The 26,857-nt window shown below is 43.2% G+C and carries 18 protein-coding genes and 1 pseudogene; 9 read left to right on the forward strand and 10 right to left on the reverse strand.

Going from position 1 to position 26,857, the window contains the following annotated elements:
- The 7 genes and pseudogenes from ACT3QP_RS06735 to ACT3QP_RS06765 form a co-directional block, all read right to left on the reverse strand.
- Positions 1-421, reverse strand: a pseudogene (locus tag ACT3QP_RS06735) (guanine deaminase); the annotation flags it as partial.
- Positions 422-464: 43 nt separating this feature from the next.
- Positions 465-1,565 carry an XdhC family protein gene (locus ACT3QP_RS06740; RefSeq protein ID WP_444524947.1) on the reverse strand — a complete coding sequence of 367 codons (1,101 nt, stop codon included), beginning with the start codon at positions 1,563-1,565 and terminating at the stop codon, positions 465-467.
- Positions 1,558-4,128, reverse strand: coding sequence for a xanthine dehydrogenase molybdopterin binding subunit (xdhB, locus tag ACT3QP_RS06745; RefSeq protein ID WP_444524948.1), 2,571 nt, complete (start codon positions 4,126-4,128; stop codon positions 1,558-1,560). The genes ACT3QP_RS06740 and xdhB overlap by 8 nt, the downstream gene beginning before the upstream one ends.
- A 180-nt stretch (positions 4,129-4,308) precedes the next feature.
- Complete coding sequence (gene xdhA / locus ACT3QP_RS06750; RefSeq protein ID WP_444524949.1) at positions 4,309-5,916, reverse strand: xanthine dehydrogenase small subunit; 1,608 nt, start codon at positions 5,914-5,916, stop codon at positions 4,309-4,311.
- Positions 5,917-6,471: 555 nt separating this feature from the next.
- Complete coding sequence (locus tag ACT3QP_RS06755; RefSeq protein WP_192519058.1) at positions 6,472-7,164, reverse strand: 1-pyrroline-5-carboxylate dehydrogenase; 693 nt, start codon at positions 7,162-7,164, stop codon at positions 6,472-6,474.
- An 11-nt stretch (positions 7,165-7,175) separates the two neighbouring features.
- Positions 7,176-10,430 (reverse strand): bifunctional proline dehydrogenase/L-glutamate gamma-semialdehyde dehydrogenase PutA, encoded by a 3,255-nt coding sequence (gene putA / locus ACT3QP_RS06760; RefSeq protein WP_444524950.1) that lies wholly within the window; start codon positions 10,428-10,430, stop codon positions 7,176-7,178.
- A 778-nt stretch (positions 10,431-11,208) separates the two neighbouring features.
- A complete protein-coding gene (locus ACT3QP_RS06765) occupies positions 11,209-12,504 on the reverse strand; it encodes an NCS2 family permease (protein ID WP_444524951.1) in 1,296 nt (431 codons plus the stop codon).
- A gap of 457 nt (positions 12,505-12,961) precedes the next feature.
- On the opposite strand from ACT3QP_RS06765, the gene tolQ reads away from it, so the two are divergent.
- From tolQ to ACT3QP_RS06795, 6 genes are all read left to right on the forward strand, one after another.
- Entirely contained in the window at positions 12,962-13,684 is a 723-nt protein-coding gene (gene tolQ, locus ACT3QP_RS06770) for a protein TolQ (protein WP_192519061.1), read from the forward strand.
- Positions 13,681-14,142 carry a protein TolR gene (gene tolR, locus ACT3QP_RS06775; RefSeq protein ID WP_444524952.1) on the forward strand — a complete coding sequence of 154 codons (462 nt, stop codon included), beginning with the start codon at positions 13,681-13,683 and terminating at the stop codon, positions 14,140-14,142. Before tolQ ends, tolR begins: the two co-directional genes overlap by 4 nt.
- A gap of 63 nt (positions 14,143-14,205) precedes the next feature.
- The gene (locus ACT3QP_RS06780) at positions 14,206-15,216 is read left to right on the forward strand and encodes a cell envelope integrity protein TolA (protein WP_444524953.1); all 1,011 of its coding nucleotides are present in this window, start codon (positions 14,206-14,208) and stop codon (positions 15,214-15,216) included.
- Positions 15,217-15,282: 66 nt separating this feature from the next.
- The gene (locus ACT3QP_RS06785; protein ID WP_444524971.1) at positions 15,283-15,708 is read left to right on the forward strand and encodes a TonB C-terminal domain-containing protein; all 426 of its coding nucleotides are present in this window, start codon (positions 15,283-15,285) and stop codon (positions 15,706-15,708) included.
- A gap of 132 nt (positions 15,709-15,840) precedes the next feature.
- Positions 15,841-17,145 (forward strand): translocation protein TolB, encoded by a 1,305-nt coding sequence (locus ACT3QP_RS06790; RefSeq protein WP_444524954.1) that lies wholly within the window; start codon positions 15,841-15,843, stop codon positions 17,143-17,145.
- A 196-nt stretch (positions 17,146-17,341) separates the two neighbouring features.
- Entirely contained in the window at positions 17,342-17,494 is a 153-nt protein-coding gene (locus ACT3QP_RS06795; protein ID WP_444524955.1) for a hypothetical protein, read from the forward strand.
- A gap of 167 nt (positions 17,495-17,661) precedes the next feature.
- Here the strand turns inward: ACT3QP_RS06795 and ACT3QP_RS06800 are convergent, their stop codons facing one another.
- A complete protein-coding gene (locus tag ACT3QP_RS06800) occupies positions 17,662-18,273 on the reverse strand; it encodes a flavodoxin family protein (protein ID WP_444524956.1) in 612 nt (203 codons plus the stop codon).
- A 405-nt stretch (positions 18,274-18,678) separates the two neighbouring features.
- Between ACT3QP_RS06800 and ACT3QP_RS06805 the strand changes: the two genes are divergently transcribed.
- The gene (locus ACT3QP_RS06805) at positions 18,679-19,935 is read left to right on the forward strand and encodes a YeeE/YedE family protein (protein WP_444524957.1); all 1,257 of its coding nucleotides are present in this window, start codon (positions 18,679-18,681) and stop codon (positions 19,933-19,935) included.
- Between the two features lie 87 nt (positions 19,936-20,022).
- On the opposite strand, the gene ACT3QP_RS06810 is transcribed toward ACT3QP_RS06805, so the two are convergent.
- Both ACT3QP_RS06810 and ACT3QP_RS06815 read right to left on the reverse strand, forming a co-directional pair.
- Positions 20,023-20,958, reverse strand: coding sequence for a polyphenol oxidase family protein (locus ACT3QP_RS06810; RefSeq protein WP_444524958.1), 936 nt, complete (start codon positions 20,956-20,958; stop codon positions 20,023-20,025).
- Positions 20,959-21,044: 86 nt separating this feature from the next.
- Complete coding sequence (locus ACT3QP_RS06815; RefSeq protein WP_444524959.1) at positions 21,045-22,265, reverse strand: RluA family pseudouridine synthase; 1,221 nt, start codon at positions 22,263-22,265, stop codon at positions 21,045-21,047.
- A gap of 715 nt (positions 22,266-22,980) precedes the next feature.
- Between ACT3QP_RS06815 and ACT3QP_RS06820 the strand changes: the two genes are divergently transcribed.
- Together ACT3QP_RS06820 and ACT3QP_RS06825 are read left to right on the forward strand one after the other, a co-directional pair.
- Positions 22,981-24,090 (forward strand): outer membrane protein assembly factor BamD, encoded by a 1,110-nt coding sequence (locus ACT3QP_RS06820; protein WP_444524960.1) that lies wholly within the window; start codon positions 22,981-22,983, stop codon positions 24,088-24,090.
- Positions 24,091-24,506: 416 nt separating this feature from the next.
- Positions 24,507-26,663 (forward strand): CHC2 zinc finger domain-containing protein, encoded by a 2,157-nt coding sequence (locus ACT3QP_RS06825; protein WP_444524961.1) that lies wholly within the window; start codon positions 24,507-24,509, stop codon positions 26,661-26,663.
- Positions 26,664-26,857: the final 194 nt, after the last annotated feature.

Genomic DNA, 26,857 nt, shown 5'->3' on the forward strand with positions numbered 1-26,857 from the left:
TATTGAGCCAATCCAGTAACTGCTCTCCAAAGGCAGCAATCATATCAATCTGTGGGTAATGTACATGCGTATCGATAAATCCGGGCATGATGAGTTTATGTTTCTCATTGTGAACCTGTACAGGTTCTTTGCCCTCTTGAGTATGAGCATACGCCGACATCATTGCAGCACAGTGACCATAATCTAAGACGCGACCCGTTGCATCATCGACCACCAATGCACCATCAGCAATGTACTCAGGATGAATATTTACACCAGCAATCACAGGCTGTAATGTAACGTTTTTCTCTACTGCTGTAATATTTAAAGGACTGGGGTTTTTCAAACCCTCTGCCGCAGTGTTTGTTTTTTTAGATCTGGCAGCTAAGTCATCTTCGGTAAGGTAGTGCAGTAACTGTGCTTGATAAATATGTATGGTCATAAAAAATCTCAAATTAAGGTGTATCAGTTATATAAAGTGATATTTACGACTGATGATAAAGCTGCAGAACTTGGGCAACGATGGAGATAGCGACGGCCATTGGTTCTTTGCCACCAATCTCAAGCCCAATTGGCATGGTCAATTTATTAATTGCTTGCTCACTATAACCACGCTGAAGCAAGCGATCTCGAAAGCGCTTGGCCTTAGTTGCTGAACTGATGCAACCCAAATAAGGCATAGATTCCAATGTATCGTTTTTGGGGCTGAGCTCTGTTTTAGAATGTGACTGTATATTATCTATATCAGTATCAAACCCTGTCTCAATATTGCTAGCGACATCTGTGTCTAAATAAGTATCCAACGTGGCACGTACCAACTCAAAATCAAGACTATGATCGTGCGTCATGACCAAAATAAAATACTGAGTACCTTTGTCTACTGAATTTACTGATGCGTATCGGCGACTTTTATCAATGAATGGTCGAATGAAATCCACAGGTTCTTCTTCAATATGTGGACGGATATGTGCAGGAAGTTGATAAGTAACGGGTTGGTCCAGCGTATCTATATCCCTCTTTACGTATCGTTCAAACATTTCAGCTCGGCTATCCACCCAGTCTACTTGACAAGGTAACTCAGCAAGTAAACTCATTAACGAGGCGGCTACGTGTCCAGCACCGAATACCAATAACGACATCGGCGGCGTCACGTTAAAACACTCAAACATCACAGTGACACTACCACCACAGCACTGCGCCAACTTGGCACCTAATGGATAATGCTTGGTGTATACCACATCGCGGCGGACAGCTTTGGCTTTTTTAGACCTGCCTTTTTTTGAGGGTCTAGTATCATTGGATGCATCTGTATCTAGCTCACCTTTCAGTAGCTTCCTAGCCGTTATCGTCACATCATGCTCAAGACTGCCACCACCCAATGTGTCACAGCAGTCATCAAGCGTAACAATCATTTTAGACTGCAACTCTCGAGGTGCTGAGCCATTGACAGCAATGACCGTGGCCAAGACATGCGCGACACCCTGATTTTGATACTGCGACAGTCCCTCATACCAACGCCTTGGCGCTGGTACCAAAGATAGTCCTGATAATAGTGATGAGGTTTGTGGTGCTGATTCATTACTCACCGTGTGCAGGTCCTCTAGCCGTTGATACATTAGGATCTTGTATCGCCTCAGGCTGTTCATCCATCAGTGTGCCTTCCGTTGCTGGCAAATGGATATCTTTGCTATGAGGCACTTGTTGTGGCTGTACTCGATCATCATCGATACCGCAGTTATCATCCACTGAGGTCAAACTCTCAACCGTATCAGTATCTATACGCTCTAAAATCTCCCACGCTTGGCCTTGTAAGCGCATGACAGATTTCAATACAGCTTCTGGCGTAGCTGGCATGGTCAGCTCTGGGTTTTTCTTATAATCACCGACGCTTGCAATGGCATTGTTTATCGCGCACCAAACACTAGCGGCTAACATGAACGGTGGCTCACCAACGGCTTTAGAGTTATAAATAGTCTGCTCTTCGTTTTTGCGATCGAACAGTTTGACACTCCACTGCTTTGGTAAGTCATGAGCGGTTGGAATTTTATAATTCGCGGCACCGTTAGAAGCCAACTTGCCTTTCTTGTCCCAAATTAATTCTTCAGCGGTCAACCAACCCATTCCTTGGACAAATCCACCTTCAATCTGACCAATATCAATGGCTGGATTAATTGACTGTCCAACATCATGCAGGATGTCGCAGCGTAGCACTTTATACTCACCCGTTAAGATATCAATTTCAACTTCAGAACAGGATGCCCCAAGTGCAAAGTAAAAGAATGGACGGCCCCAAGACTTTGAGCGATCATAAAAAATCTTTGGAGTTTTATAGTAACCGGTCGAAGACAAGCTGATACGGTGCTGATACGCCAATAGCACCAACTCAGCAAACGTTAATATATTTTTATCAGCGATATGAACGTGATTACGCTCAAACCTAATCTCCTCCTTGATAACGTCAAAATGTTCAGCAGCAAACTCAATCAAGCGTTGTTTAACCGTGATACAAGCATTTTGTGCCGCCTTGCCATTGATATCTGTGCCAGAAGAAGCCGCTGTCGGCGATGTATTTGGAACTTTATCTGTACGGGTCGCCGTGACTTTAACCGTATCTACATCCACGTCGAATTCATTGGCGACAATTTGGGCAATCTTTACATACAACCCTTGCCCCATTTCAGTACCACCATGGTTGATCTGAATACTACCATCGGTATAAATATGTACCAGCGCACCGGCTTGATTCAAATGTTGTACGGTAAACGAGATACCGAATTTAACAGGCGTCAATGCCAGACCCCAGCGTTTATCACTGCCCTCTGCTGCCGCTTTTTTATTGGCCGCTGTAACCTGCTGACGGCGTTTATCGTATTCGTTATCGTCTGCCAACGTCTGCATGATAGTAACTAAATCAAAATGCTCAATCGGCTGCCCATAATGAGTGCTTTGACCATCTTTGTATAAGTTCGCCAAACGTACTTGTAGCGGATCTTTGCCTAAAGTATAGGCAATATGATCCATCATATATTCGGCCGTTAATAGCCCCTGCGGACCACCGAAACCCCGATAAGCCGTATTGGATACGGTATGTGTCTTACAACGGTGACCAGCTATCTGTGCCGCTGGATAATAATAAGCATTATCACAATGAAACATCGCGCGATCGACGATAGCATCAGACAAATCAGGCGAATAGCCACACAATCCAGCTAATTGCATATCAACACCGAGCACTTGACCCTCGTCATTGACACCAACGTCATATCGGTTAGCAAACTCGTGACGTTTACCCGTCACCACCATGTCATCTTGGCGATCTAAACGCATGCTCACTGGCACATTATGGCGTTTGGCAACGATACCGCACAGACAGGCCCACGCAGCGGCTTGCGTCTCCTTACCACCAAACCCGCCACCCATTCTACGCACGACTGTCGTCACAGCATGAAAAGGCAGATCAATAACCTCAGCGACGAGCTGCTGTACTTCACTAGGATGCTGTGAGGAGGTGTAGACTTCGAGCCCACCGTCATCATAAGGCACGACATATGATACCTGACCTTCCAGATAAAAATGCTCCTGACCCAGCATATGAATATGACCTGCAATGCGAGTAGAAGCGCTGTCAATCGCTGCTTGAGAATCACCACGCGTCATAAAATGGCTAGGACGTACAAACTGTGATTGCTTTAATGCTTCTTCAATAGTGAGTATCGCTGGCAAAGGCTCATACTCTATCTTTGCCTTGAGCGTGGCTTTTTTGGCAGCACGATGACTGGTTGCAACGACGACGAACAAGGTCTGACCCACATACTCAGTAACCTTATCTACCATCAATGGATCGCCATCAAACACAGGACCGATATCGGTTTTAGCCGGAATATCTTTAAAGGTAATTACGTCTATTACTCCATCAACGGCTCTTACTGCACTGAAATCCATGCTCAGCACGCGTGCATGCGCATGGATACTTTTACCAATGGCTAAGTGTAATGTGCCTTGCGGTTTCAGTATGTCATCGACATAAGTGGCCGTACCCATCACATGACTGATCGCACTGTCATGTTTGGTACTGGTGCCAATTTTGTTTTTGGGTGGGCGGACGCGTCGAATACTGTCGCTGTCAAATAATGAAGAATGATGACTCATGATAGTGATCTCTTATATTTTTGGTCAAACCTCTCACCTATACACTTGGCTATTGATGGTTTGACGGTATGATAAAAGCTATGTTGCGAACAACTCTATTAAGAGTTAAATCAGACGCTAAACTTAATGACATTATCGTCAAAAGCACTGTCGCAAAATCATAACGGTCATAAGTATCTATTAAGCGCTTATCGTTTGCACTTCTGCTACCAGTTGCTTACCGCACTTAATCAGTAATCGTTGTACCACATGCATACGATACTCTCGACTGGCACGCACATCCGTCATGGGTGATACATCCATTGGTAGCATTTGTGCAGCCTTCTCAAAACTAGCTACCGTCAAAGGTTGTCCAATCAATGCTTGCTGAGATTTTGTCGCTAACAAAGGAATAGCCGCCATACCACCAAGCCCAAATTTTACATTTTCGATAGTCATGCCATCTACTGAGATATCCAGTCTTGCTGCAAGCAGACAGGCGGAAATATCATCTTCATAGCGTTTACTTATCTTATGAATAAATAAGTGCTGATTGTCTTGTAATAGTGGGATATGAATGGCGACAACATAACTGCCTGCACGTAGCTTGGTTTTTTTATAATCCAAAAAGAATTCAGATAAAGGTAGGGTTTCATCAGTGTAATACGCTGGAGACTCATCACTATTACGATCCGTATCGCAATGGCGTAAATGAACCTGCGCATCTAATGCTAATAAGATAGGCGGTAAATCACCAATCGGTGATGCATTAGCGATATTGCCACCGATCGTCCCCATGTTCCGGATTTGCGGAGAGGCAATACGCTCAAACAATGCTGCAAACTCAGGAAAATACTGCTCAAGTACAGGCAGCATTTTCTTGTAGCTCATACCAGCACCAAGCACTAACGATTTTGTAGATATTGGCACTACACTTTTCTCTCCATCATTTAATGACCAAGATTTCAACTCATCAATGGCAGATAGCTGAATAATAACGTCATGATCGATAAAATGCTGCGTCACACTTAGGCCCAAATCTGTACCACCAGCCCAAATCGTTGCCTTCGGATTCGCTGCTAATACTTGATTCAGCTCATCAATAGTCTGTGGTATAAATAATTTCTGTGAACCGTGAGTCAATGCAGGAGTGATAATGTTTGTGTGTAGTGGATCAGCTGTTTTACGATTTGCCATCGCATCCGTCGCTAATGCTAGCGTAAAGTCTTTCTGTGCTGCCTTCGCAGTATCTCGTTGCTGACCAATATCTGCCATTGCCAAACCGGCTTCAATAATCGGGCGGTAACCCGTACAGCGGCATAAATTTCCTGATATTGAAGCAACAATATCATCATAACTTAGCTCATCTGTCGTCGCATCTTTCACTTTTTGCAAACGATAATTTTCGTAAACACTTGCCAATGACATGACAAACCCTGGCGTACAAAAGCCGCACTGCGAACCGTGACAGTCCACCATCGCTTGTTGCGCAGGATGCAAGGAGGCACGCTCTGGATGATTCTCAGGATTGTCTGCGAGATAAGCCGCGGTCATCAAATGATGTCCATCCATCAATGATAACAAGGTAATGCAGGAATTTAGGGTATAAAAAGGCGTGGGATTGGCAGTCTCATTACCATTAGTAAGTAACGGCTGTGCCATAACGGTACACGCACCGCAGTCTCCACTAGCGCAGCCCTCTTTCGTATCACTCTGCCTTTCGTGCAGACGTAAATACTCAAGAACGGTTGTATTAGGATTAAGGTCGGCTATCTCATGAAACTTTCCATTTAGATAAAAACTGATCATGGCAATACTCGGCTATCAGGGTAAAGGTTATATAGAAAATTAATTTAAACTCTGAGAGGAAGTTATGCAATGCGGTCGCACACTGTTCCCAAAGTAGGATCAACTGTTAGTCAAACCTAAATCAATAAAAATATCTATAAGCATATGGGATAAGCTGACTGCCTTCTGAACTTCTGACTTGCTCAAGCTTAATCTGACTGAGGAGAGTGCTTCAATATCGTCACAAGATGTCTAAACAAATAGGTTTACGCAACAAGTGGATATAAAGATTGAAATAAACGTGTATTTAGGGTCTGTTGGGCAAGGTTGCTACTTTGTGTGTAAAGCTGACCTTTTGGTTAAGTTCTTACATATTATCATTATATTTATTTAATACACAACTCATAAAATTGTATTTTTACTCATCAATATTGAGCAATTAGTGTCTGCAGAACCTTTAATTAAAAAAACGGTCAACGCTTATTCATTGAAAATATCAATAAATAAACGCTGACCGTCGTGTCAATTCGATTAGATTCCAACACCATTTCTATTTTTTGGTATTGGTAAAATCAACTACTCTGTACCAAGCTCCAACAAGCTCGCATTACCACCAATAGCCGTAGTGTTGATTGTTTTTACTCGTTCAGTAACGAAGCGATGGAGATAATCAGGTGTTAGCATCTCCGAAAAACCTTCCATATCGGTCACACTAATCACTTGAGTCAAAATACCGTCGGTGTTGGCAAGCTCTTGGCTAATCTCCTGCACTTCACTGCGACTGCCAGCGACAGCAACTTGCGCAAGACGGTCAATATATAACAATGTGACCGTTTGCGAGTCGTTTGCCACGCTAATGACGTCATCACTGATACCAGCATCATAGAGTATATTTGCCGCTTCATTGCACATCTCTTCTTGGCTTGGGCAATGTAATATCACCTCATTACCTGTCAAAAGTGCCGCTATTAACTGACCAAGCACTGCCATCGCTTTAGCAGAATCACCACCGATGACCATGGTTTTCCCACGAGCCGTCACATACAAATCATTTGACTCGCCGGTAGCACCAGTCATGCGATGTACTTCATCTAGGCTAGGTGCTTCATTCAACAAATGATTAAACAAGCGCTTTGCTTTGTTGGCATCACCCGTGAGTAAGGCCAGTTTTGGAATAGCCGCTTGTAGATAAACAGCGCGATTGACTGCGCCAAGCAGTCGCCAAGATTCACAAACCTGGGCATGATTTTTTTTGAATTCTGTCGCCATGTTGCTACTCCTTACGCGATTTCTGATTGAGTGGTTGTTTGAGATTGGTTTTGCGTCACCGCAGCATTAGTATCTACGGACTCGCTGCTTAATTTCATCAGACGTGCGACATAGTGCGGACCACCAGCTTTAGGGCCAGTACCAGACAAGCCACAGCCACCAAACGGCTGTACGTTTACGACTGCACCGATTTGGTTACGGTTAACATAAGTATTACCTACCACAGCACGGCGCTCAATATGTTCAGTAGTGTTTTCAATACGGCTATGGATACCCAAGGTCAAACCAAAACCTGTGGCATTAATCGCATCAATCAGCTTATCTAAGTCACGCGCTTGATAACGTAGCACATGTAGAATTGGGCCAAAATGCTCACCGCCGATCACATCAATGCTACTTACTTCAATCGCCGTTGGCAATACAAAGGTAGACTGCTCTTGACTCACCACTGAGCTAGAACTCATTGGCGTCTGCGCTAAGATAGTCGCCGTCGGCTCAGCACTCATACGCTCGATATGCGCTTCAAGACCTTGCTTGGCATCTGCATCAATCACTGGGCCCACGTCTGTCGCAGCGTATAACGGATTGCCGACAGACAGCTCCGCCATATTACCTTGTAACAGCTCAATCAAATCATCAGCCATTTCTTCTTGCACACACAAAATACGGCAAGCTGAACAGCGCTGACCTGCTGAACCGAACGCTGATAGAACCGCATCTTTAACCACTTGTTCTGGTAGTGCTGTCGAATCAACTATCATGGCGTTTTGACCGCCAGTCTCAGCGATAAACACAGGCAGCTCACCGCTGGCCTTTTCATGATTATTTAGGCTTTGATTAATGTACTGTGCTGTCTGAGTTGAACCAGTAAAAATAACACCTGCAATATCAGCAGCGGCTGTCAATGCCCCACCAACGTCGCCCGCACCAATTACTAACTGCAATGCTTCTACTGGCACGCCTGCTTGATGCATCAACTGTACCGCAAAGTGCGCAACCAAGCTGGTCTGCTCGGCAGGTTTCGCCACGACGGTGTTGCCCGACGCGAGTGCTGCCACAATTTGACCCGTATAAATAGCCAATGGAAAGTTCCAAGGACTGATACAGACAAACGTACCACGCGGTTTATACACTTGACGCGACAGCTTACCAGATAAATCGGCAAATTCATGGACGACATCATCCAAACGTTCAGCTTCATCCGCATAAAAACGGCAGAAATCAACGGCTTCTTTAATCTCATCAATACCATCTTGCATGGTCTTGCCAGCTTCAATCTGACAGATTGCCATCAGCTCAGCATAATTCTCTTCGTAGAGGTCAGCTATTTTGCGCAATATTTCAGCCCGCTTAGCAGCAGGTACCGCTTGCCAGATACTTTCTCCTGCCACCGCCGTATCAACCGCTTGACGGGCAATGTCTGCATTGGCATAGACAACGTCACCAGCGATTACTTCATGGTTCCAAGGTGCTTTGACCGCCTGACGATCAAGCTTATGAGTAACGCCATTATCTTCATAGCTGTCAATCGCTTTGCCATTAATAACAGACATCGCTGACCAAGTTTTACCCAAATGGCTGTCGATCTCAGATTTGAAGGATAACCACTGTGATTCTGTGAATATATTAGGACCAAAACTGGCACGGCGCTCACCGTAAATTTCTAGTGGCAACGGTATTTCTGGATTATGCAACGTGGCATTGGTCAGCAGCTTGTCGTATGGATGTACGGTCAGTTTATCAATTGGATAAGACTTATCTAACAACTGATGCACAAACGAGCTGTTTGCACCATTCTCAAGCAAGCGACGCACTAAGTACGGCAGTAAGTCTTTATGTGCGCCAACAGGTGCGTAGATACGTACCGCAATTTTATACGCTTGTAAGATATGATCATAAAGTGCATCACCCATACCATGTAAGCGTTGGAACTCAAAGTCTCTATGCTGACTCATGGTCATAATCGACGCAAGTGTGTGCGCGTTATGAGTGGCAAACTGTGGCCAGATTAATCCGCGTAGATGCTCTGATAATAAGAAACGAGCACAGGCAAGATAAGCCGTATCCGTGCCTTCTTTACGTGTCCAAACAGGATAGCCTGACAAACCCTTTTGTTGAGCAAGCTTAATTTCAGTATCCCAATAGGCACCTTTTACCAAACGTACAGGAATGCGGTCACCTACTTCTGTCGCCAAACGAGCCAGCCAAGCCAATACAGCAATTGCACGTTTAGAATAGCCCTGTACGACGATACCTAGACCATCCCAGCCCTCTGTCAAACTGTCGCGATATAAAGACTCAAACAGTTTTAAAGAAATCTCTAAACGGTCGGCTTCTTCAGCATCGATACTCAGATCCACGTTGACTTCACGTGCCGCTTCGATAAGCAACAAGCAGCGTTGGCGTAGTAGCCCCATTACTTGTGCTTCTTGTGTCGCTTCATAGCGAGGATGCAGTGCTGACAATTTAATAGACACTGATGGCTTCGGCATACCCTCTTTGACTTTAATGCTAGCGGTGGCTCTAATCGCATGCAAATAGTCATTGAAATATTTTTCGGCATCTTTATGCGTGATCGCCGCCTCACCTAACATATCGAACGAGTAGGTATACCCTTTATTACGATATGGCTGGCTGTTTTTATTCGCACCCTCAATCGTTTCGCCTAATACGAACTGATGACCCATGATACGCATGGCTTTTTGCATGGCACTACGAATGACAGGCTCGCCCATCTTCTTAGTCATGCGATCCAAAAATCCTGACGCCGTAGTATTGCTATCAATGCTAACAACACGACCTGTCATCATCATGCCCCATGACGAAGCATTGACCATAAAGCCATTGTCATTCTTGATGTGTTTTTTCCAATCAGCCACACTCATTTTGTCATGAATCAGTGCATCAGCCGTATAGTTGTCTGGCACTCGAATCAACGCTTCTGCCAAACTCATTAGCAAAATACCTTCTTGAGTATCAAGACTGTATTCAAGCAGTAGAGAATCGACCATCTTGACGGCTTTGCCATCATTACGTACATACTCTACCAACTGGCGCGTTTGCTCAGCCGCTGCATCACGTTCTTCAGTGCTAGGCTTGGCAAGTGGCAACAATTCAGACAACCAACGTTCTTCATCGACACTGTATAGTGGCGTGATACGATCATGTAGTGTGTCTGCTGATTGGGTCATGTATTCTGGCGACAACAAGTCAACCGGTTTGAATAAAATCGGCTCTTGCGGGGTAAATTGGTCTACTGGGTTCATAACCACTCCATAACTATCGTTTAAAAACCATAATAAATGGTGCTTTAGGAATTCTAATTTTTCTGCATAGCTGGCTATAACCACTAAATAAATAGTCGTTATAAATACCTACTCACAATAATAATCAAAGAACCAAATGGCGCCATCACAAAACGAGAAAATCCAGCATCAGCTGGAAACCATTAAGTAGGTCGTTCAAGTGTTAAACGGCTACGTTAACAATACAAAGGCAACAATAAAAAGTTAAGCGGCATTAGTGCCTTCTTCTTGCTAGTAGTGAAAGGAGTTTGATGATCAGGTTTTGCGATAACAATGTTAAATATAGAATCATTTAACACCATATTATCAAAACGAAAGTAAATCGTATTAATAAACACAAATCCATCATCTAATATGATACTAATTCACTGTAAGAAAAACCTCTACGGCGTTGATTGAGGTGATGCGCTTAACTTGAGTATAGTATCATGAAAAAAAAATTCAAACTAACGATATTGTCAGTTTTTATAAATTAATATACCGCTAAAAAACAAACAGTTACCAGCACTTTTTTCACAATGACGCTTTGGTCTTATCTCCCTATTTACGATAGAAAATCAATTGTTTTTTTAAATCAAATACTTAAAAAAAATCGTAATGATGTAACCCATATTTCGGCCAAAAAAAATCTCTCTTTATCAGTGATAGATAAAGAGAGATTTTCACATGCTAATGATTTTTCAGAACAACGGCATTGACATTTTAGTACTAAACAAACCCTAACTTGCAGTATAACCAATCAAACAAAGACAATTTTTGCCAATAGCACAATGGTCAATATCCATACTGGAATGCTGATGTCAGAGAATTTACCCGTCAATGCTTTGGTTGCCGTATAAGTTATGAAGCCTAGCGCAATACCGTCGGCAATAGAGTACGTTAATGGTGTAAATAACAATACCACGACGACTGGTCCCGCCTGGGTTAAATCAGCCCACTCAACATCTTTGAGTGTGCCTAACATCAATACTGCCACATAAAATATCGCGCCTGCTGTCGCATAAGCAGGAATCATACTGGCCAATGGTGCAAAGAAAATACTGAGTAAAAATAATACACCGACAGTCACAGCGACCAATCCTGTACGACCACCTGCGGCAATTCCTGAAACGCTTTCGATATAACTGGTCGTCGATGACGTGCCCAGAAAAGTACCTGCGACCGTTGCCGTAGAATCCGCAAACATGGCTTTACCCATATTCTTAACTTTACCATCTTTGTCGACCAATCCTGCCTGTTGAGTGGTCGCAATTAACGTACCTGCTGTATCAAACAAATCCACGAATAAAAAAGCAAAGATAACGCTGATCATACTCACATCAAACGCACCAGCAATATCAAGCTGCATCAGCGTAGGAGCAATCGATGGCGGTGTAGATATAATACCTGTGAACTGCGTATTGCCAGTTAATAAGCTAACCAACGCCACCAGTAAAATACCAATCGTCACTGCACCAGGGACTTTCTTGTAGGATAAAGCCATAATGACAATAAATCCGATAGCAGCCATTGCAGGTCCAAAGGTCGTCATGTCTCCTAGACCGACCAAAGTAGCATCATGATTAACGATAACCCCTGAGCTTTGTAATGCAATAAACGCTAGAAATGCACCGATACCAGCGACCACGCCTTGCTTGAGTGACACAGGAATAGAGTTGATAATCATCTCTCGAATCTTGAACAGACTCAACAGCACAAAGATACAACCAGACAAAAATACCGCGCCAAGTGCTACTTGCCACGTATACCCCATGCCTAGCACAACGCCATAAGTAAAAAAGGCATTCAGCCCCATACCAGGAGCCTGAGCAACTGGTAAGCGAGCATAAAGCCCCATAATCAAACACCCAATTGCTGCTGCCAAACAAGTAGCAACAAACACAGCACCTCTATCCATGCCAGCATCTGCCAGCACGTTAGGATTAACAAAAATAATATAAGCCATCGTCAAAAAAGTCGTTAAACCGGCAAGAATTTCCGTTTTAATCGTGGTGTTTTGACCATTGATTCCAAAATAACGTTCGATTGCATTCATAAGTGTCGCGCCCAGCTTGCTAGTGAAAGAACAAATTTATTGGTGTCTCAAATAGAGGTGACATCAACAAAAAAATAGTGACGTCATTACTAGAAGGCATCAGTAACGAAGTGTAACATTCTAGAGAAGTTACTATGCAAATTCAATCGCTACCCGTACCTTGTGAGTACAAATACCTGCTTTCATAACTTTAGAAAAAACTGTTAAAAAATATTTCAGAGATTTATTTATAAAATCCTGTCGACCTTGGCAAGTAAGCTTATATGCATAAATATCTATATAATTATGTGGTATTTAACATTTTAATAATGACCTTTCCTTCATTTAACAGTAAACTAAGCGGTTGATACAAGTATGCAGAATTATTGCCCTATCATATTTTTATGTTATCAAAGATCCTATCTGGTATGCGTAATGCACCATATCAGCTGACGTCAACTATCCGTGAGTTTATTACATGCCTGAGTCATTAAATATTATCGATCTTGTTACCCAAGCCAGCCTATTGGTGCAGATTGTGATGGCACTATTATTATTAGCCTCTTTGTTCAGTTGGGTGATTATTTTTCGTATGAGTGCACGGCTTGGTACAGCCCAAAACTTCGACCAACAGTTCGAGACTTGGTTTTGGTCAGGAGAAGATTTGGCCAAACTCTATCAAGGTGTGCAAGGATCACCTGAACGCCAAGGACTTGAACAAATTTTTTATATTGGGTTTTCAGAATACCTCAGAATGCATAAAAAGCGCCAACCTAAAGACGACATCATCGATGGTGTTGAGCGTAAGCTAAGAGTCGGTTTGGGTCGTCAGCAGCAATTACTAGAGTCAGGGCTAACGACGCTAGCAAGTATCGGATCGGTCGCGCCTTATATCGGACTGTTTGGTACCGTTTGGGGCATCATGAATGCCTTTTTAGGATTGTCTCAAACAGAGCAAGCTACTCTAGCTTCGGTCGCACCTGGCATCGCTGAAGCATTAATCGCGACGGCGATGGGTCTGTTTGCTGCTATTCCTGCGGTATTGGCTTATAATCACTTTACCGCAAAATCCAGTCGCTTGTATGACTCGCGGGCGCTGTTTTGTGATGAAATGACCGGCATGCTCCAGCGTGAGACCAGTGTAGAAAGCAGCACAAAAAGAGAAACGCCAGCGAATGCTACGCAGGTGCAAGGGTTATGAAACAAAGTCCCTATCGCCGTGAAAAAAAAGCGCTAAATGCGGAGATGAATGTCGTGCCTTACATCGATGTCATGCTGGTATTGCTGGTCATATTTATGGTGACAGCACCGATGCTAATTACTGGTGTTGATGTTGATTTACCAAAAGAGCAAACCAACACCATGAGCCAAAGCCAGCTACCTGTGATTGTTTCTTTGACGGATACTGGAGAGATTTTTATCAGTTATGAAAATCATATCGACTTACCGATGAGTGAACCTGAATTGATTAACACCTTATCCAATTTACAGTCTCAGAGTAACGAACTCGGCGAACAACCAGTGCAGGTAATGATAAATGCCGATCAAAACAATCAATATGGTGTCATTATGACGCTAATGGCAACGTTACAACAAGCAGGTATTCAAAAGGTCGGACTATTAACAGGTGCACCACTACCCGCGCCTGCTGTGCCTTAATTATAAGCACCATTCTCAATCAAGCTGACAATAGAATAGTAGCCAACCCAATGAACCACGTTCATGAGTATAAATATTATGAATAATGCTCCTGCCGTCTATGTGCCTACCCAACCTGAAGGAAATGGGCTCACTATGCCTATGCTATTCAGTCTATTAGCGCATAGCCTTGTGATTGGCTTGCTGGTTTATAGCTATCAAAACTCTGAGGTAGAGATGGTTGGTAGCCTTGAAACGGTCATGGTCTCTCCTGAGCAACTGGCTGAGATGCAAGGGCAGATACTGGCCAATCGTGCAGCCGCGCAGGCACAAGCTGCCAGTATCGATGGTAGTGCAGCGGCAGTCGCCCAAATAAATGAGTCTGACAGTAACGATTCAAACCAAAACAGCACCCAACCAAGCTCACAACAAGTTCCTAGTTTTAGCCGTCCCGACGACACTACTGGTCGCCCTTTACTCATGAGCGAAGAACATCATCAGCGCTTGCTTGAACGAAATAGAGTATATGAGCAGCAAATGGCTGAGTTGGCAGAACAATTGGATGAGTCGATAGCAGAAAGCCACGGCCCAATTCAGGAGAAGCTAAGAAAAGATAAAGCTGAGCTTGAGAAATTACGCTATATACAACAGCACCCTGTTACTATTGCACGTCCCAATGCTGATAGTACTAATATAGAATTTGAAAGTAATGATCCTGATGGCGCACCTCAGGATTACAGTTTGGCAGGCGATGGTAAACCTACCATATCTGGAAGTACGTCTAGTCAATATGGTCCTAGTGGTGGTTCTTCCAAATCAAAAAAACAATATATCAATGGCATCGTATCTCAAATCAAGAATTCATTTGCATTTCCAGAAAACACTTATGGTCAAACAGTAAAGTTAATTATCAAAGTGGATAAATCTGGTAACGTGACATCAGTAAATGTTTCGCGAGAATCAGGTGGTAGTGACGTGGCTCAAGCAGCAGCAATTACTGCTACCAAACAAGCCAGTCCATTAGATATCGACCCTGATAATTTTGAAGACTATAAAGAGATTCAAGTGACCGTTACCATACCTTCAGCGTCCTAACCTAGTAATTATAAAAGAGCAGAAGCTGAAATAAGTAAAAGAAATAACGAAAGGATGAATGTAGTGATGGAGTTTTTTCTTGCACGAATAACGACAGCCAGAACCCTCAATTCTTTATTTTTCTGTTTGTTATTTACGTCATCTTCATTAGCATCCACAAGTGAAATTAATGATGAAAATTCAGTAAATAATACAAAAGAGCATCTTTCAAAGTCTTATAGTTCTGATTCACATAAAAAAAGCATTATGACAGCTATTCGTGATCACTATACGCCACCTATTACTTTCGCCAGAGAACCAGTGAAAGCTATCATACGGCTTGATAAGACAGGCAGAGTGATTGCAGTATCAGCAATCGGCTCAAGTGAACAAGTAAACCAGGCCGTAATGTCAGCTATAAGAGAAGCCAGCCCTTTACCTATTGATCTAGACAATCCTGATAATTACTCTCAAATTGTTATTCAATTTACGATGCCAAAATCTGTTTTATAGTTTCGCTGGATTTTAATTATTAATTCTCTAGCCATGGCCTGTTATGGTACGATATTTTTCATTTATACTCATTGCCAAACAGTTTCAATAAAAGCGTCAATAAACTTTACTCACTATATTAACGGCCTACTTATGACCCTTCTAAATATTCGTTCGACTCCTAGATTGTCAACACTATTTTTATTAAGTCCGCTATTTTTAGCTCCATTGATGTCATCAGCTGCACCACTTGAGATTGAAGTGGTGGTAGATGTTCCAAAACAACAAAACCAAGTCGCTTTCGTTCCCTTCGCTGGTGACACCGTCATGTCTTCTATTATCTTAAATGATTTAGACAACACAGAATTAAAAACGACTAGCAAAAATTTGCCACAGCAGCCAAGTAGCAGCAGCGAGTTAGCAGGCACGCTACCAGTCTGGCAAAGTATCGGAGTTCCTTACTTAGTCGTCGGTAGTAGCAGCACCAATCGTGGCAAAGTTACCACTGAATATGAAGTCATTGAGGTCAAATCAGGGCGAATACTGGCAGGCAAACAGAGCTTAACAGCTAAGGATGACAAAGAAAGCATGCGTTATGCTGGCCATGTCATTGCCGATAAAATATATGAGTTGATTACTGGAACGCCAGGGGATTTTTCAGGTCGTATTGCTTATATTGAAGAAATCGGCGTAGGCAAAGACAAAACCTCAAGCCTGAAAGTCATGGATGCTGATGGTGCAAACGCCAGAACCATCTATACAGCCAAAGGGTCTATCTTTTCACCCGCTTGGTCGCCCGACGGCAAACGCATTGCTTACTCTGTACAGCGAGATAAATCATATCCTATTATCTATGTACAGAACGTAGATGGCGGCTCTTCTACAGCACTCACGCCTTATTCTGGTAGCAACTTGAGTCCCTCATTCTCACCCGATGGTAGCAAAATACTATTTTCTAGCAGCTTTGAAGGCAGTGCCGATATTTATGAAGTAAGCGCCAGTGGTGGCCAACCTAATAGAATTATCAACTGGCCGAGCAGTGAAGTGCAGCCAAGCTATGCACCTGACGGCAAGTCTTTTGTTTTTGTATCCGACAAAGCAGGATTCAATAAGCCACAAATCTATCGCTATGAGTTTGCATCAGGACGTACGACTAAGTTATCAAATAGTAGCTACGCCACCAGTCCACAGTTCAGTGTTGATGGATCGCAGATTGCCTTCTTAAATGGCTCATCAGCCGCTATTATGAATAGCAATGGTGCCGTAACGACTAACTTGGGTAATACAGGTATTGATGAAGCACCAAGCTTTTCACCTAATGGTAAACGCGTGGTATATGCCTCAAAACAAGGTAATAAAGGCGTTATTACGATAAAATCACTAAATGGTGGCGAGACGTTTGGTAAGTCTGCACAAGGCATCATACGCTCACCCGTCTGGTCAGCCAGTCCAAAGTAGCTTTTCCTCTAAAGCAGCTTTATAGATTACTAAGACTATAATTAAGAAAGCGCGCGATAGTCTAATCGGGCGCTTTCTTATACAAATAAGCATATTATCAAGTGCTAGAATAATCCTGTATTTATAGCCAGATAATATAAGAGCAAGCTTTAAACTTAACATGCTTATATAGTCGCAGCCTTACCGAGATACTATTATGAAATCCTTCATTCTTACCAGTTTACTTACGACAGTGACGCTACTGACAGGCTGCCAATCCATCCAGTTTGTTGACAGCCCTATTCCTGTGACCTCAACGCCTAACCCTACTCAACTTAATGCTAATACCAATCCCAAAAAATACGATTAGCGGTGTCAAACTTGTTTAGTCTACAGTGAGTAGTACTTGCACTTGTTTTCCTTGCTACTCTAATTTTTGTGCATGGTATAAGATTAGCACTCAATAATATAGAGCTACAAAAAAGCAGCCTTAGAAATGGCTGCTTTTTTGAATCAGGTATGGTCGATAAAGTCGCCTTAACTCTGTGTATTCGCTGGTTGATGCTTAATAATGGTCTTAGCCAAATGATCACCAAACCAAATAGCAGTATCAATATCACCAGATCCAGGTGTTTTTTCAGGTGGACCATCCAGCGACTGCGTCATCAAACCCAAAAAGCTAGACAGACGGTTTAAGTCATGCGCTTCATGACCTGTCGGCATCAGTGGCAATCCAATCCAATTCATCCCATGCTGCATCGCATACAGAGATATCTGCTGCAATACTGCGAGCTTATCACCGCTCAACCCACCCGAGTTTGCAAAAGCCGCTGCCCACTTACCTTCCCATGCACGGTGATACCAACGCTTTGACGTTTCATCCATGAATGTTTTAAATTCAGCGGTCACACTGCCCATGTACACTGCACTGCCAAACACCAATAAATCTGCTTGATCTACGAATGCCCAATCTACTTCATGGACATCTACCGCTTTGACTTGCGATGTTGGTAACTGCTGGCATGCACCTGTCACGATTGCTTCAGCCACACGCTTAGTATGACCATAATTACTATGATAAATAACTGCAATAGACAGGTTTTCGGCTTGGCTAATGGCTGTTGAGTCAGGCGATATAGATATAGTCATACGGGCTCTAGTAATGGATGGATGGATGAATAATATTAGGATATGTCATGAAGTGAACAGTAATCACCAATGCTGTTAACAGTCTGGCATAGAGTAGCAATATTTGACAAATTATCAACTCTCTTATGTAAATCCTGATGCTGTTAAAGTCTATTGTAGCCAATCTACTAACATGATAAGAGCAGATTTTTCATCATCACACTTTATTTATTCCATAACTGCATATACTAATTCTAGATTTTCTCTCCAACTTGTTTTTATTTTCGATGCAATAAGACTATGATGTAGCGCTTATTCCTATGTTGACTAACAACACATGAGTACAACCAACAACTCAAAAGTAGTGTTTACAAAAGCTATAAAAATGCATGCCAATCAAAAATACTAGCAAAGGAGATCACCACTTTGACAGCGATAAAAGTTCAACCCGTAAACGAAACGCAAGATCCAATTGCAAGAGACAGTCTTCGCTTGAATGATCCACAAAAGATGCTAGTAGCAGGCGGTGCCATTGTGGGATTTCTCATGCTTGTCTATTTACTAGATACCCAGCATATTTCTCAGGCACTACTGCTTGGGATTGGCTTGCTATTAGGCTACACCCTGTTTCATGCACGCTTTGGTTTTACCTCTGCATTTAGACGCCTGATGTCAGTTGGTAATGGACAAGCAATGCGCTCACACATGCTCATGCTTGCCGTTGCCGTGACTCTGTTTGCCCCCATACTCGCCTTTGGCACGAATTTTTTTGGTGGGTCTGTGGCAGGCTATGTCTCGCCAGTCGGTGTCAGTCTGCTTGTCGGTGCATTCATGTTCGGTATTGGTATGCAGCTAGGTGGCGGTTGTGCTTCTGGTACGCTTTATGCCATTGGCGGCGGACGTTCGGTGATGTTCATCACTTTTATTTTCTTTGTCGTTGGGGCCACTATCGGCGCTTACCACTTGCCGTTTTGGACAGAGGAGATGCCAAGCTTTGAGCCTTTTTCGTTGGCCACATCTACAGGTCTAGGTTACAGCGGTGCTTGGATGGTCTCTTTGGCACTTTTTGGTTTGATTGCATGGGTGACCTTGGTGGTCGAAAAAAGAACCAAAGCACCTAAGATGGCACCCGTACCTTCTGCGACAGGCTGGAAACGTATTTTTCGTGGTTCTTGGCCACTGTTTGCAGCAGCCATCATATTAGGCCTGCTAAATGCGCTGACATTGATAACACGTGGTCAACCTTGGGGTATTACCTCTGCATTTGCGCTATGGGGATCTAAAATTGCGAGCACTTTTGGTGTTGATGTCGCCAATTGGGGGTATTGGCAAGGAACGAATGCAGCAGCACTTAATGCGTCTATATTTGCTGATTCTACAACCGTACTGAACTTCGGCATTATTATTGGGGCTTTTATTGCTTCGGCGGCTGGTGGCTTATTCAAGTTCACCAAAATCACTAAGGGTAATTTTGCAGCATCCGTCATTGGTGGCTTGATGATGGGCTATGGTGCACGCTTGGCATTTGGTTGCAATATCGGTGCTTATTTTGGTGGTATCGCTTCTTTCAGCTTACACGGCTATATTTGGGGCATACTCGCCATGGCAGGCACCTTCTTGGCTCTGTACTTACGTCCTGTGTTCGGATTGTCAGTACCAAAATCTAATGACTCAGTCTGCTAATAAAGACAACCATGCGAAAATAAAAAAACAGCCGAGTCAATCGGCTGTTTTTTATTCGCTAAAATAGATTATAAGTTGAGTCGATATTCATCTCTCACTGCTCTGTATGTTACGAGCAATTACTAATGCCATACGTCCCGTGGCTGGCTGCTGCAAATGTGTCTGGCGGCGATACGAGTAATAACGACTATCGGCATAACTACAGTCAACAGGCAAAGCATTCATCACTATAGCACTAGCAGATTCTAACTGCATGGCAGCCAACTTAGGCAAATCAAGCTTAACTTTTTCATTGCCATTACCATTAGTACTGCTACTGGCAGACGGGATAGAAAACAATGCGACAAAATCATCCAGTTCTCTTGCTGACAGTGCTTGGTTTTCTTTGCACCCTGCTAATAGCTTATCACGGACTTCTACACTCACCTCATAATTCGCCTGACTAATACACACGCCTATCCAAGCCTTAATCGGTAGCGTGTCATCAAACCTATTTACAGCCGCTTTAATCACGCCACAAGCCAGTCCTTGCCAGCCTGCATGAATCGCTGCTATCTGTCCAGTTGCAGGCTGGTATAAGACAACAGGCACACAGTCGGCAGTCATTATCGCCAATCCAATACCTGATTGCTGACTAACCATCGCATCCGCTGCCACGGGCGCCATGCTTAAGACAGGCGCATCGACATCGTGAATCTGCCTACCATGAACTTGATTAACCCAATGCAAACGTCTAATCGGCGTATTTTGAAGACTTTTCGATGACAGGCTTATAAAGCTTGCATTAATAGCAGACAACAGTCCCATGCGATTGTGCAAGACCTTTGCCGCATCGTCATTGACATGCAGCCCTAAATTAAGCTCACCATAACTCGCCTGACCTGGTTGCAATGCGCTTGTCTGTGCTGCAGACTCTCTGCTTGAGTAAAGATTGTGAATCGCCTCATTAGAAAACGCAGCCGTTTGAAAAACAGCGACATCATCAATTTGCGCGAGCAATGTCATTGGAGTCGTATTCATCATGGCTAAATTCCACTATCTTTATGAGTCGGTTTTATGCTAACGACAGGGCGTTACAGCATGGTTTATGAGTAACTTTACCAGACTGATTATTCGTCATCATAGCCATCACTTAACACAGCGATCAGTTTTTGCATGTCTTCTGGTAGCGGCGTGGTCACTTCCACATCTTCACCTGTCGTAGGATGCACGAACCCTAAAGTATAAGCATGCAACGCTTGACGCGGGAAGTTATTAATTGCTTGACGCTGCGCTTCCGTGAGACCTGAACGTAACTGGCGACGCCCACCATAAACGCGATCACCAACGATCGGATAGGTCACATGACTTAAGTGCACACGAATTTGATGCGTACGCCCTGTCTCAAGCCCTACATCTAACAGGCAATAGTTTTCGTTAAGTGGTGTCACATCTAATAAATGAGTAACCGCCTCACGCCCTGCTGTCATGACTGTCATTTTCGTGCGTTGATTGCGATGACGACCAATTGGTGCATCTATACGACGGTGGCGCAGCAGGCTTGCCTGATCACCTGCGACCACACACTTATAATGGCGATATACGGATTTGTCTTTTAGCTGCTCCATCAGTGCCATTTGAGAAGGTTTTGTTTTACCGATGAGTAATAATCCAGAGGTATCCTTATCAATCCGATGCACCAGACCTGCGCGCGGTAGATGGTGCTGCTGTGGATAGTGATATAGTAGCGCATTGACCAAAGTGCCGGTTTGATTACCCGCACCAGGATGCACGACCATGCCGACAGGTTTGTCGATAACGAGCACTTCATCATCTTCATAGACAACATCGATATCTATATTTTCTGGTTGGTCTTCACTATGCTGCTCTAACGTCGCTGATAGATGCAACACATCACCAGCTTTGACGCGAACCTTTGGCTTTTGCACACTACCGTTATAGAGCAAGTTACCATCAGTGATCCAACCTTGTATCTGCACACGCGAGAAATCTTTGAATGCTAGCGAGGCAACTTTATCAATACGCAGACCTGACTCATCTTCTGTGACCGTGTGGGTCAGATCTATCACGACTGGCACTGCTTGACCTACACCTGAAGTTTCATCATCATCGCTATCGTCAATGTCATCACAGTCTTCATCGCTATTTAGCAATGCTGTTTCTGATAAATCCGCTTCAATTGACGTTGCATCATCATGCACTGTCTCATCAGGTGTGGGCTGATTGTTGTCAGGTAACTCACTATCTTTTAAAACATCATTTGGCATCGGTGACTCTTGTGCTGATGAATCAGTATCTAACGACTGATTCGGTGGTAAATGGGTGGTCATAGCATTATTATTCATAATAAATGGGTAGGTAGTAAAGTCCTTAACATGATGTCATTAGAGAACTTTTTAAAAAAATTACAAAAAAATAGTCTGCCCATTGCTAATTTATCACTCATCGTGAAAGCAATCATCATCAAAAAAAACGGCAGCAATATCATGATAGTGTACCATGCCAAGTGCTTAAGCCCTATAGAAGCTATTCCTAATCTATCATTTTTACTTAGAGCTTACTTGCACCAAGACTCAATGATTAACTCTCCCAAATATGACATTGCTGTAATTTACTGTATATTTAACAGTATCAGCGACATTCGATATCGCTCGTGATAGCCGCTCATGCTAAAATGCCGAACTGAAATGGAATATGATGAAAAAATAGACGAAGCAAACGTTATTCTATAAAGTATGAGTATATTTTGCTGTATGCTATGGCACTGAATTAAAAAATGACTTTCTTATTAAAAGATGTTAAACATTCACACATAGGCACTGCTTAATGTTCAACACACTTTAGAGTGAGATGTCATCTTGACCTCGTACACTATTAAAATAAACCGCATTCAATAAAAACTATGTTGATGATAAGTCTGCTTAACGATAAATATAATCAATAACAGACAGTTACGAGGTAGCACCATCATCACTTTTTATTATTAACCTTTTATATAGCATAATGACGCTGCTGTTATTATGCGTCCTGTGTCGGAGAAGAAGTATGCAAGCTGTTGGCAACACGTTTATCAAACTGTCCTCAATAACCCTACTTACCCTAAGTGTCAGCCTAGTGGGTTGTCAGACTTTTAAAAACCTGAGTGGCGGCGGCGAAGAAGATACGGCGGTAGAAACTGCTGAAAAATCAGAGCAAAGTTACTATAACGAGGCCATCGAACAGATTGAACAAGGTCATTACAACCAGTCTATTGAAGACTTGACCAACCTGCGTACCTTTTACCCTACTAGTCAGTACGCTGAACAAGCATTACTCGATATGATGTATGCACAATATGCGAGTGGTGAGTACGAAATGGCAGCGGCTAGTGCTGAGCAATTTATCCGCCTATATCCTTCTAACCCACAAATCAGCTATGCCTACTACGTACGCGGTGTGGCCAATATGGAAGGTTCATCAGAAGGTTTTAAACTATTTAAGCTAAATCAAGCTGAACGCGATACCGCCTATCTACGTATTGCCTTTGCTAACTTTCAAGAGCTGGTCGGTAAATATCCAAACAGCCCTTATACACCAGATGCAGCACAGCGTATGACTTTTATTTACAATCAATTTGCTGAAAGTGAAATGGCTGCTGCTAATTGGTATATCGAGCGCGAAGCTTATGTTGCCGCTGCCAACCGTGCTAAATGGGTATTTCAATATTATCCACTCAGTGAATCAACTCCAAAAGCCCTAACTGTCTTAGCCTATAGTTATGACAAACTGGGTCTAACCGATCTATCAAATGAGTACAAAACACTATTACAAATTAACTATCCTGATCAGTTAACCAGTAATGGTAATGTGAAGCTAGATACCAAACGTGGTAGTAGTTGGCTGAACAAACTGACCTTTGGCAAGCTTGGTCGCTCAAGTGTAGAAGATGAATCAGTATCGACAGGTCAATATAATGGTGCGACTAAAACCCAGATAATCCGTAATGCCAATCAGCTAAGGTTGCCTAGCACAAATGCGGCTCCTGCTAATGCAGCTCCTACCAACGCGCCAGCTGCCAATGGTGCGCCTGCACGTGTTACAAACGGCAATCCGCAAAACGCTCAGCCACCAGTCGGCATCACTCAACCAAACCAAGAGGCTCCTATCGTTCCATAGTCTCTCAGGCTATGATCTTTCAAATTATAACTTTTCAAACTATAGCCCCCTAGGGCGTGTCCTCATTTAAAAAATGGTGATAAAAATGAGATAAATTGTCGTCAAACAAGGAAAATAGAGCAGATAATATCGAGATATTAGTCAGTTATTTGACGCTGTTTGGCAAGATTTAGCTATTTTTAACCCATTTAGATGTCTATCGATTGAATTGAGGGCACGCCCTAATCTATAGTCACTTATTATGAATCACAACGACTTATTGCATTATATAAAGTGTGTTTTCATACTTCATGATAAGTGACTTAGATGCTTTATCATAAAAAAATAAGGCCAACAATTATGTTGGCCTTATTTTTCTGTCGCTATAGCACTATTCGTGTCCCCACATAATCGACCTATGGTAAACTGTTTTTTGTATGAGCATTCCAAACCATATTCTTGAACAATTAAATAGCCAAGCTGACTTAGTCAGTATTATTGGGCGTCATACCACGCTTAAACGAGCAGGTAATGAATACAAAGGCTGTTGCCCTTTTCATGGCGAAAAATCTCCTTCGTTTTATGTCAATCCACAAAAAAACATCTATCATTGCTTTGGATGCGGTGCCAGTGGTAATGCCATCAGTTTTTTTCGCGATTATGAAGGCTTGACCTTTATTGAGGCCGTTAATGAGCTATCAAAGCAAACCGGTATTGAAGTCCCCAAAGAAGAACAGCAAAACGTCAGCTATCAGCGTAGCGTACCCAAACCTGCCGCTCCTAAGCCGATTCTACCTCAGCCTGCACCCAATGCCACGAACGACCAAAGCAGCCTAAGTCCAGAAAACTCAAACCAAAGCGGTTTAGAACAAAGCCATGTACCGCCGATTAGTTACGATGAAAATAGCTACAACGACTATCCGCCACTAGATGCCTACGACTCTGTTCCTTATCCGGCAGACGCTTATGATGCAGGTAATTACGGTCCAGACTATCAAGGCGATACGAGCTATCCACCAGCTTGGCTTAGCGGCAGCGATGAAGGTGCCGACCTACAGGGTATGGATAGCCAATCTGATACAGATGGCAACCTCTATGATTTATTAGAGCAAATTCAGCAGTTTTATCAGCACAATCTCACTACTCATCCACATGCCAAGCATTATTTTTTATCGCGTGGCATCACTGAAGATATTTTTGAGACATTTGGGTTGGGCTACGCGCCATTTGGTTGGCAGCATCTTGAGCATCAATTTCCACAGGATATCGAGGGTCTCAAAGCGTTAGGCTTAGTGCGTCAGTCAGAATCTGGACGTGATTACGACCTATTACGAGATCGAGTCATCTTTCCGATTCGGGACAATCAAGGCCGTACTATCGGCTTTGGTGGTCGAGCGCTAGACGACGAGGTAAAGCCCAAATACATCAACTCATCTGACTCACCCGTTTTTCATAAGCAGCATGTGCTGTATGGCTATTATGAGTCTCGCCAGCAACGTGCCAATGACTGGCTCGTGGTCGAAGGCTATATGGATGTTATTGCCCTTTACCAAGCAGGTATCTATGGTGCTGTTGCCTCTATGGGCACAGCAATCAACGAGAGTCAAATCTCACGACTGCTGACGCTAAACCCTACCCTAACACTCAGCTTCGATGGGGATAGCGCTGGACAAAAAGCCGCTTGGCGCACGCTAGAGGTCGCCCTACCTGTATTAGCCGATGACAAAGAGCTGAGGTTTTTGAGCTTACCTAACGGTCATGATCCTGATACTTTTATCAAGAGTCAGGGCAGTGATGCCATGCGTGAGCAGATCACTAATGCCATGCCATTGTCGCAGTATATTTTTGCGTATTTAAGTGAGCGTTATGATCTGAGCTTGGTAGAGGGTAAAGCCAAGCTCATGTCGCAAGTACGCTCATTGACCATGGCATTGCCCAAAGGCAGTAGCTTTAAGTACTTGCTGAACAATGATGTGTATCAAAAGCTGGGCGGCAAGCGCAGTCAAAACGTCGAGGCAAAAGACGCGCTGCTAGATTTTGATGGTGACATGACCATCAGTCAGCAATTGCAGCTGTGTTTTTTATTCCAGCCACGCGCTTTGTTTGAAGACCCGATTGAGTCAATTTGGCAACAGTCAGGATTGACTAACTTAAAGCTACCCGCTCATATTCAGCAAAAAGCCGCTGACGATGTATTACGTTCAATCGCATGGGAGGACTTGCAAGATACTGCGCTATTGGACGTGGTCACTACCATAAAGCGTTGCCTAAAGTACTTACCAACAGACGCCAATGCAGCAGCGCATTTTGTATTATCGAATCTCAACCCAGCAAACCAAACCACTTTAAGCAGTAGCTGGGGTGGGTTTTATAGAGCATTAACTACCAGAAATGTGCTAAGCCTTGATGACTTGATAGAAGAGTTAGTAAGCTCACTACTCGAACGTAATATAAAAAAGAAAATGCAAGAGCTAATAAAAAATCCTGACCATATCAAACAAGCAATAGTTCGTATCCAAGCACAGCATCTAAGTAACTGGCTACGTGCGCAACACGCCGAACGCTCATCGCAAATGGTCACGGTTCAATCTTAGTATTGAATATTAGTATTGACCCTTATTTTTTGTAAATAAAACATCAACCCTTTAAAAGTATAGCAGCTGCCCCCACTACTAATGATTATGCCGAGTAGTCAAAACCGCATCCAAAATAATGTTAAACATTGAACTGATAGCAAATAATCAGTAGAAAATGGTCGGTAAATATCACTGTCTCGTGCTTGATTACT

Origin of the sequence: Psychrobacter sp. AOP7-B1-24 (assembly GCF_052376215.1) — a bacterium.
GTDB lineage: Bacteria > Pseudomonadota > Gammaproteobacteria > Pseudomonadales > Moraxellaceae > Psychrobacter.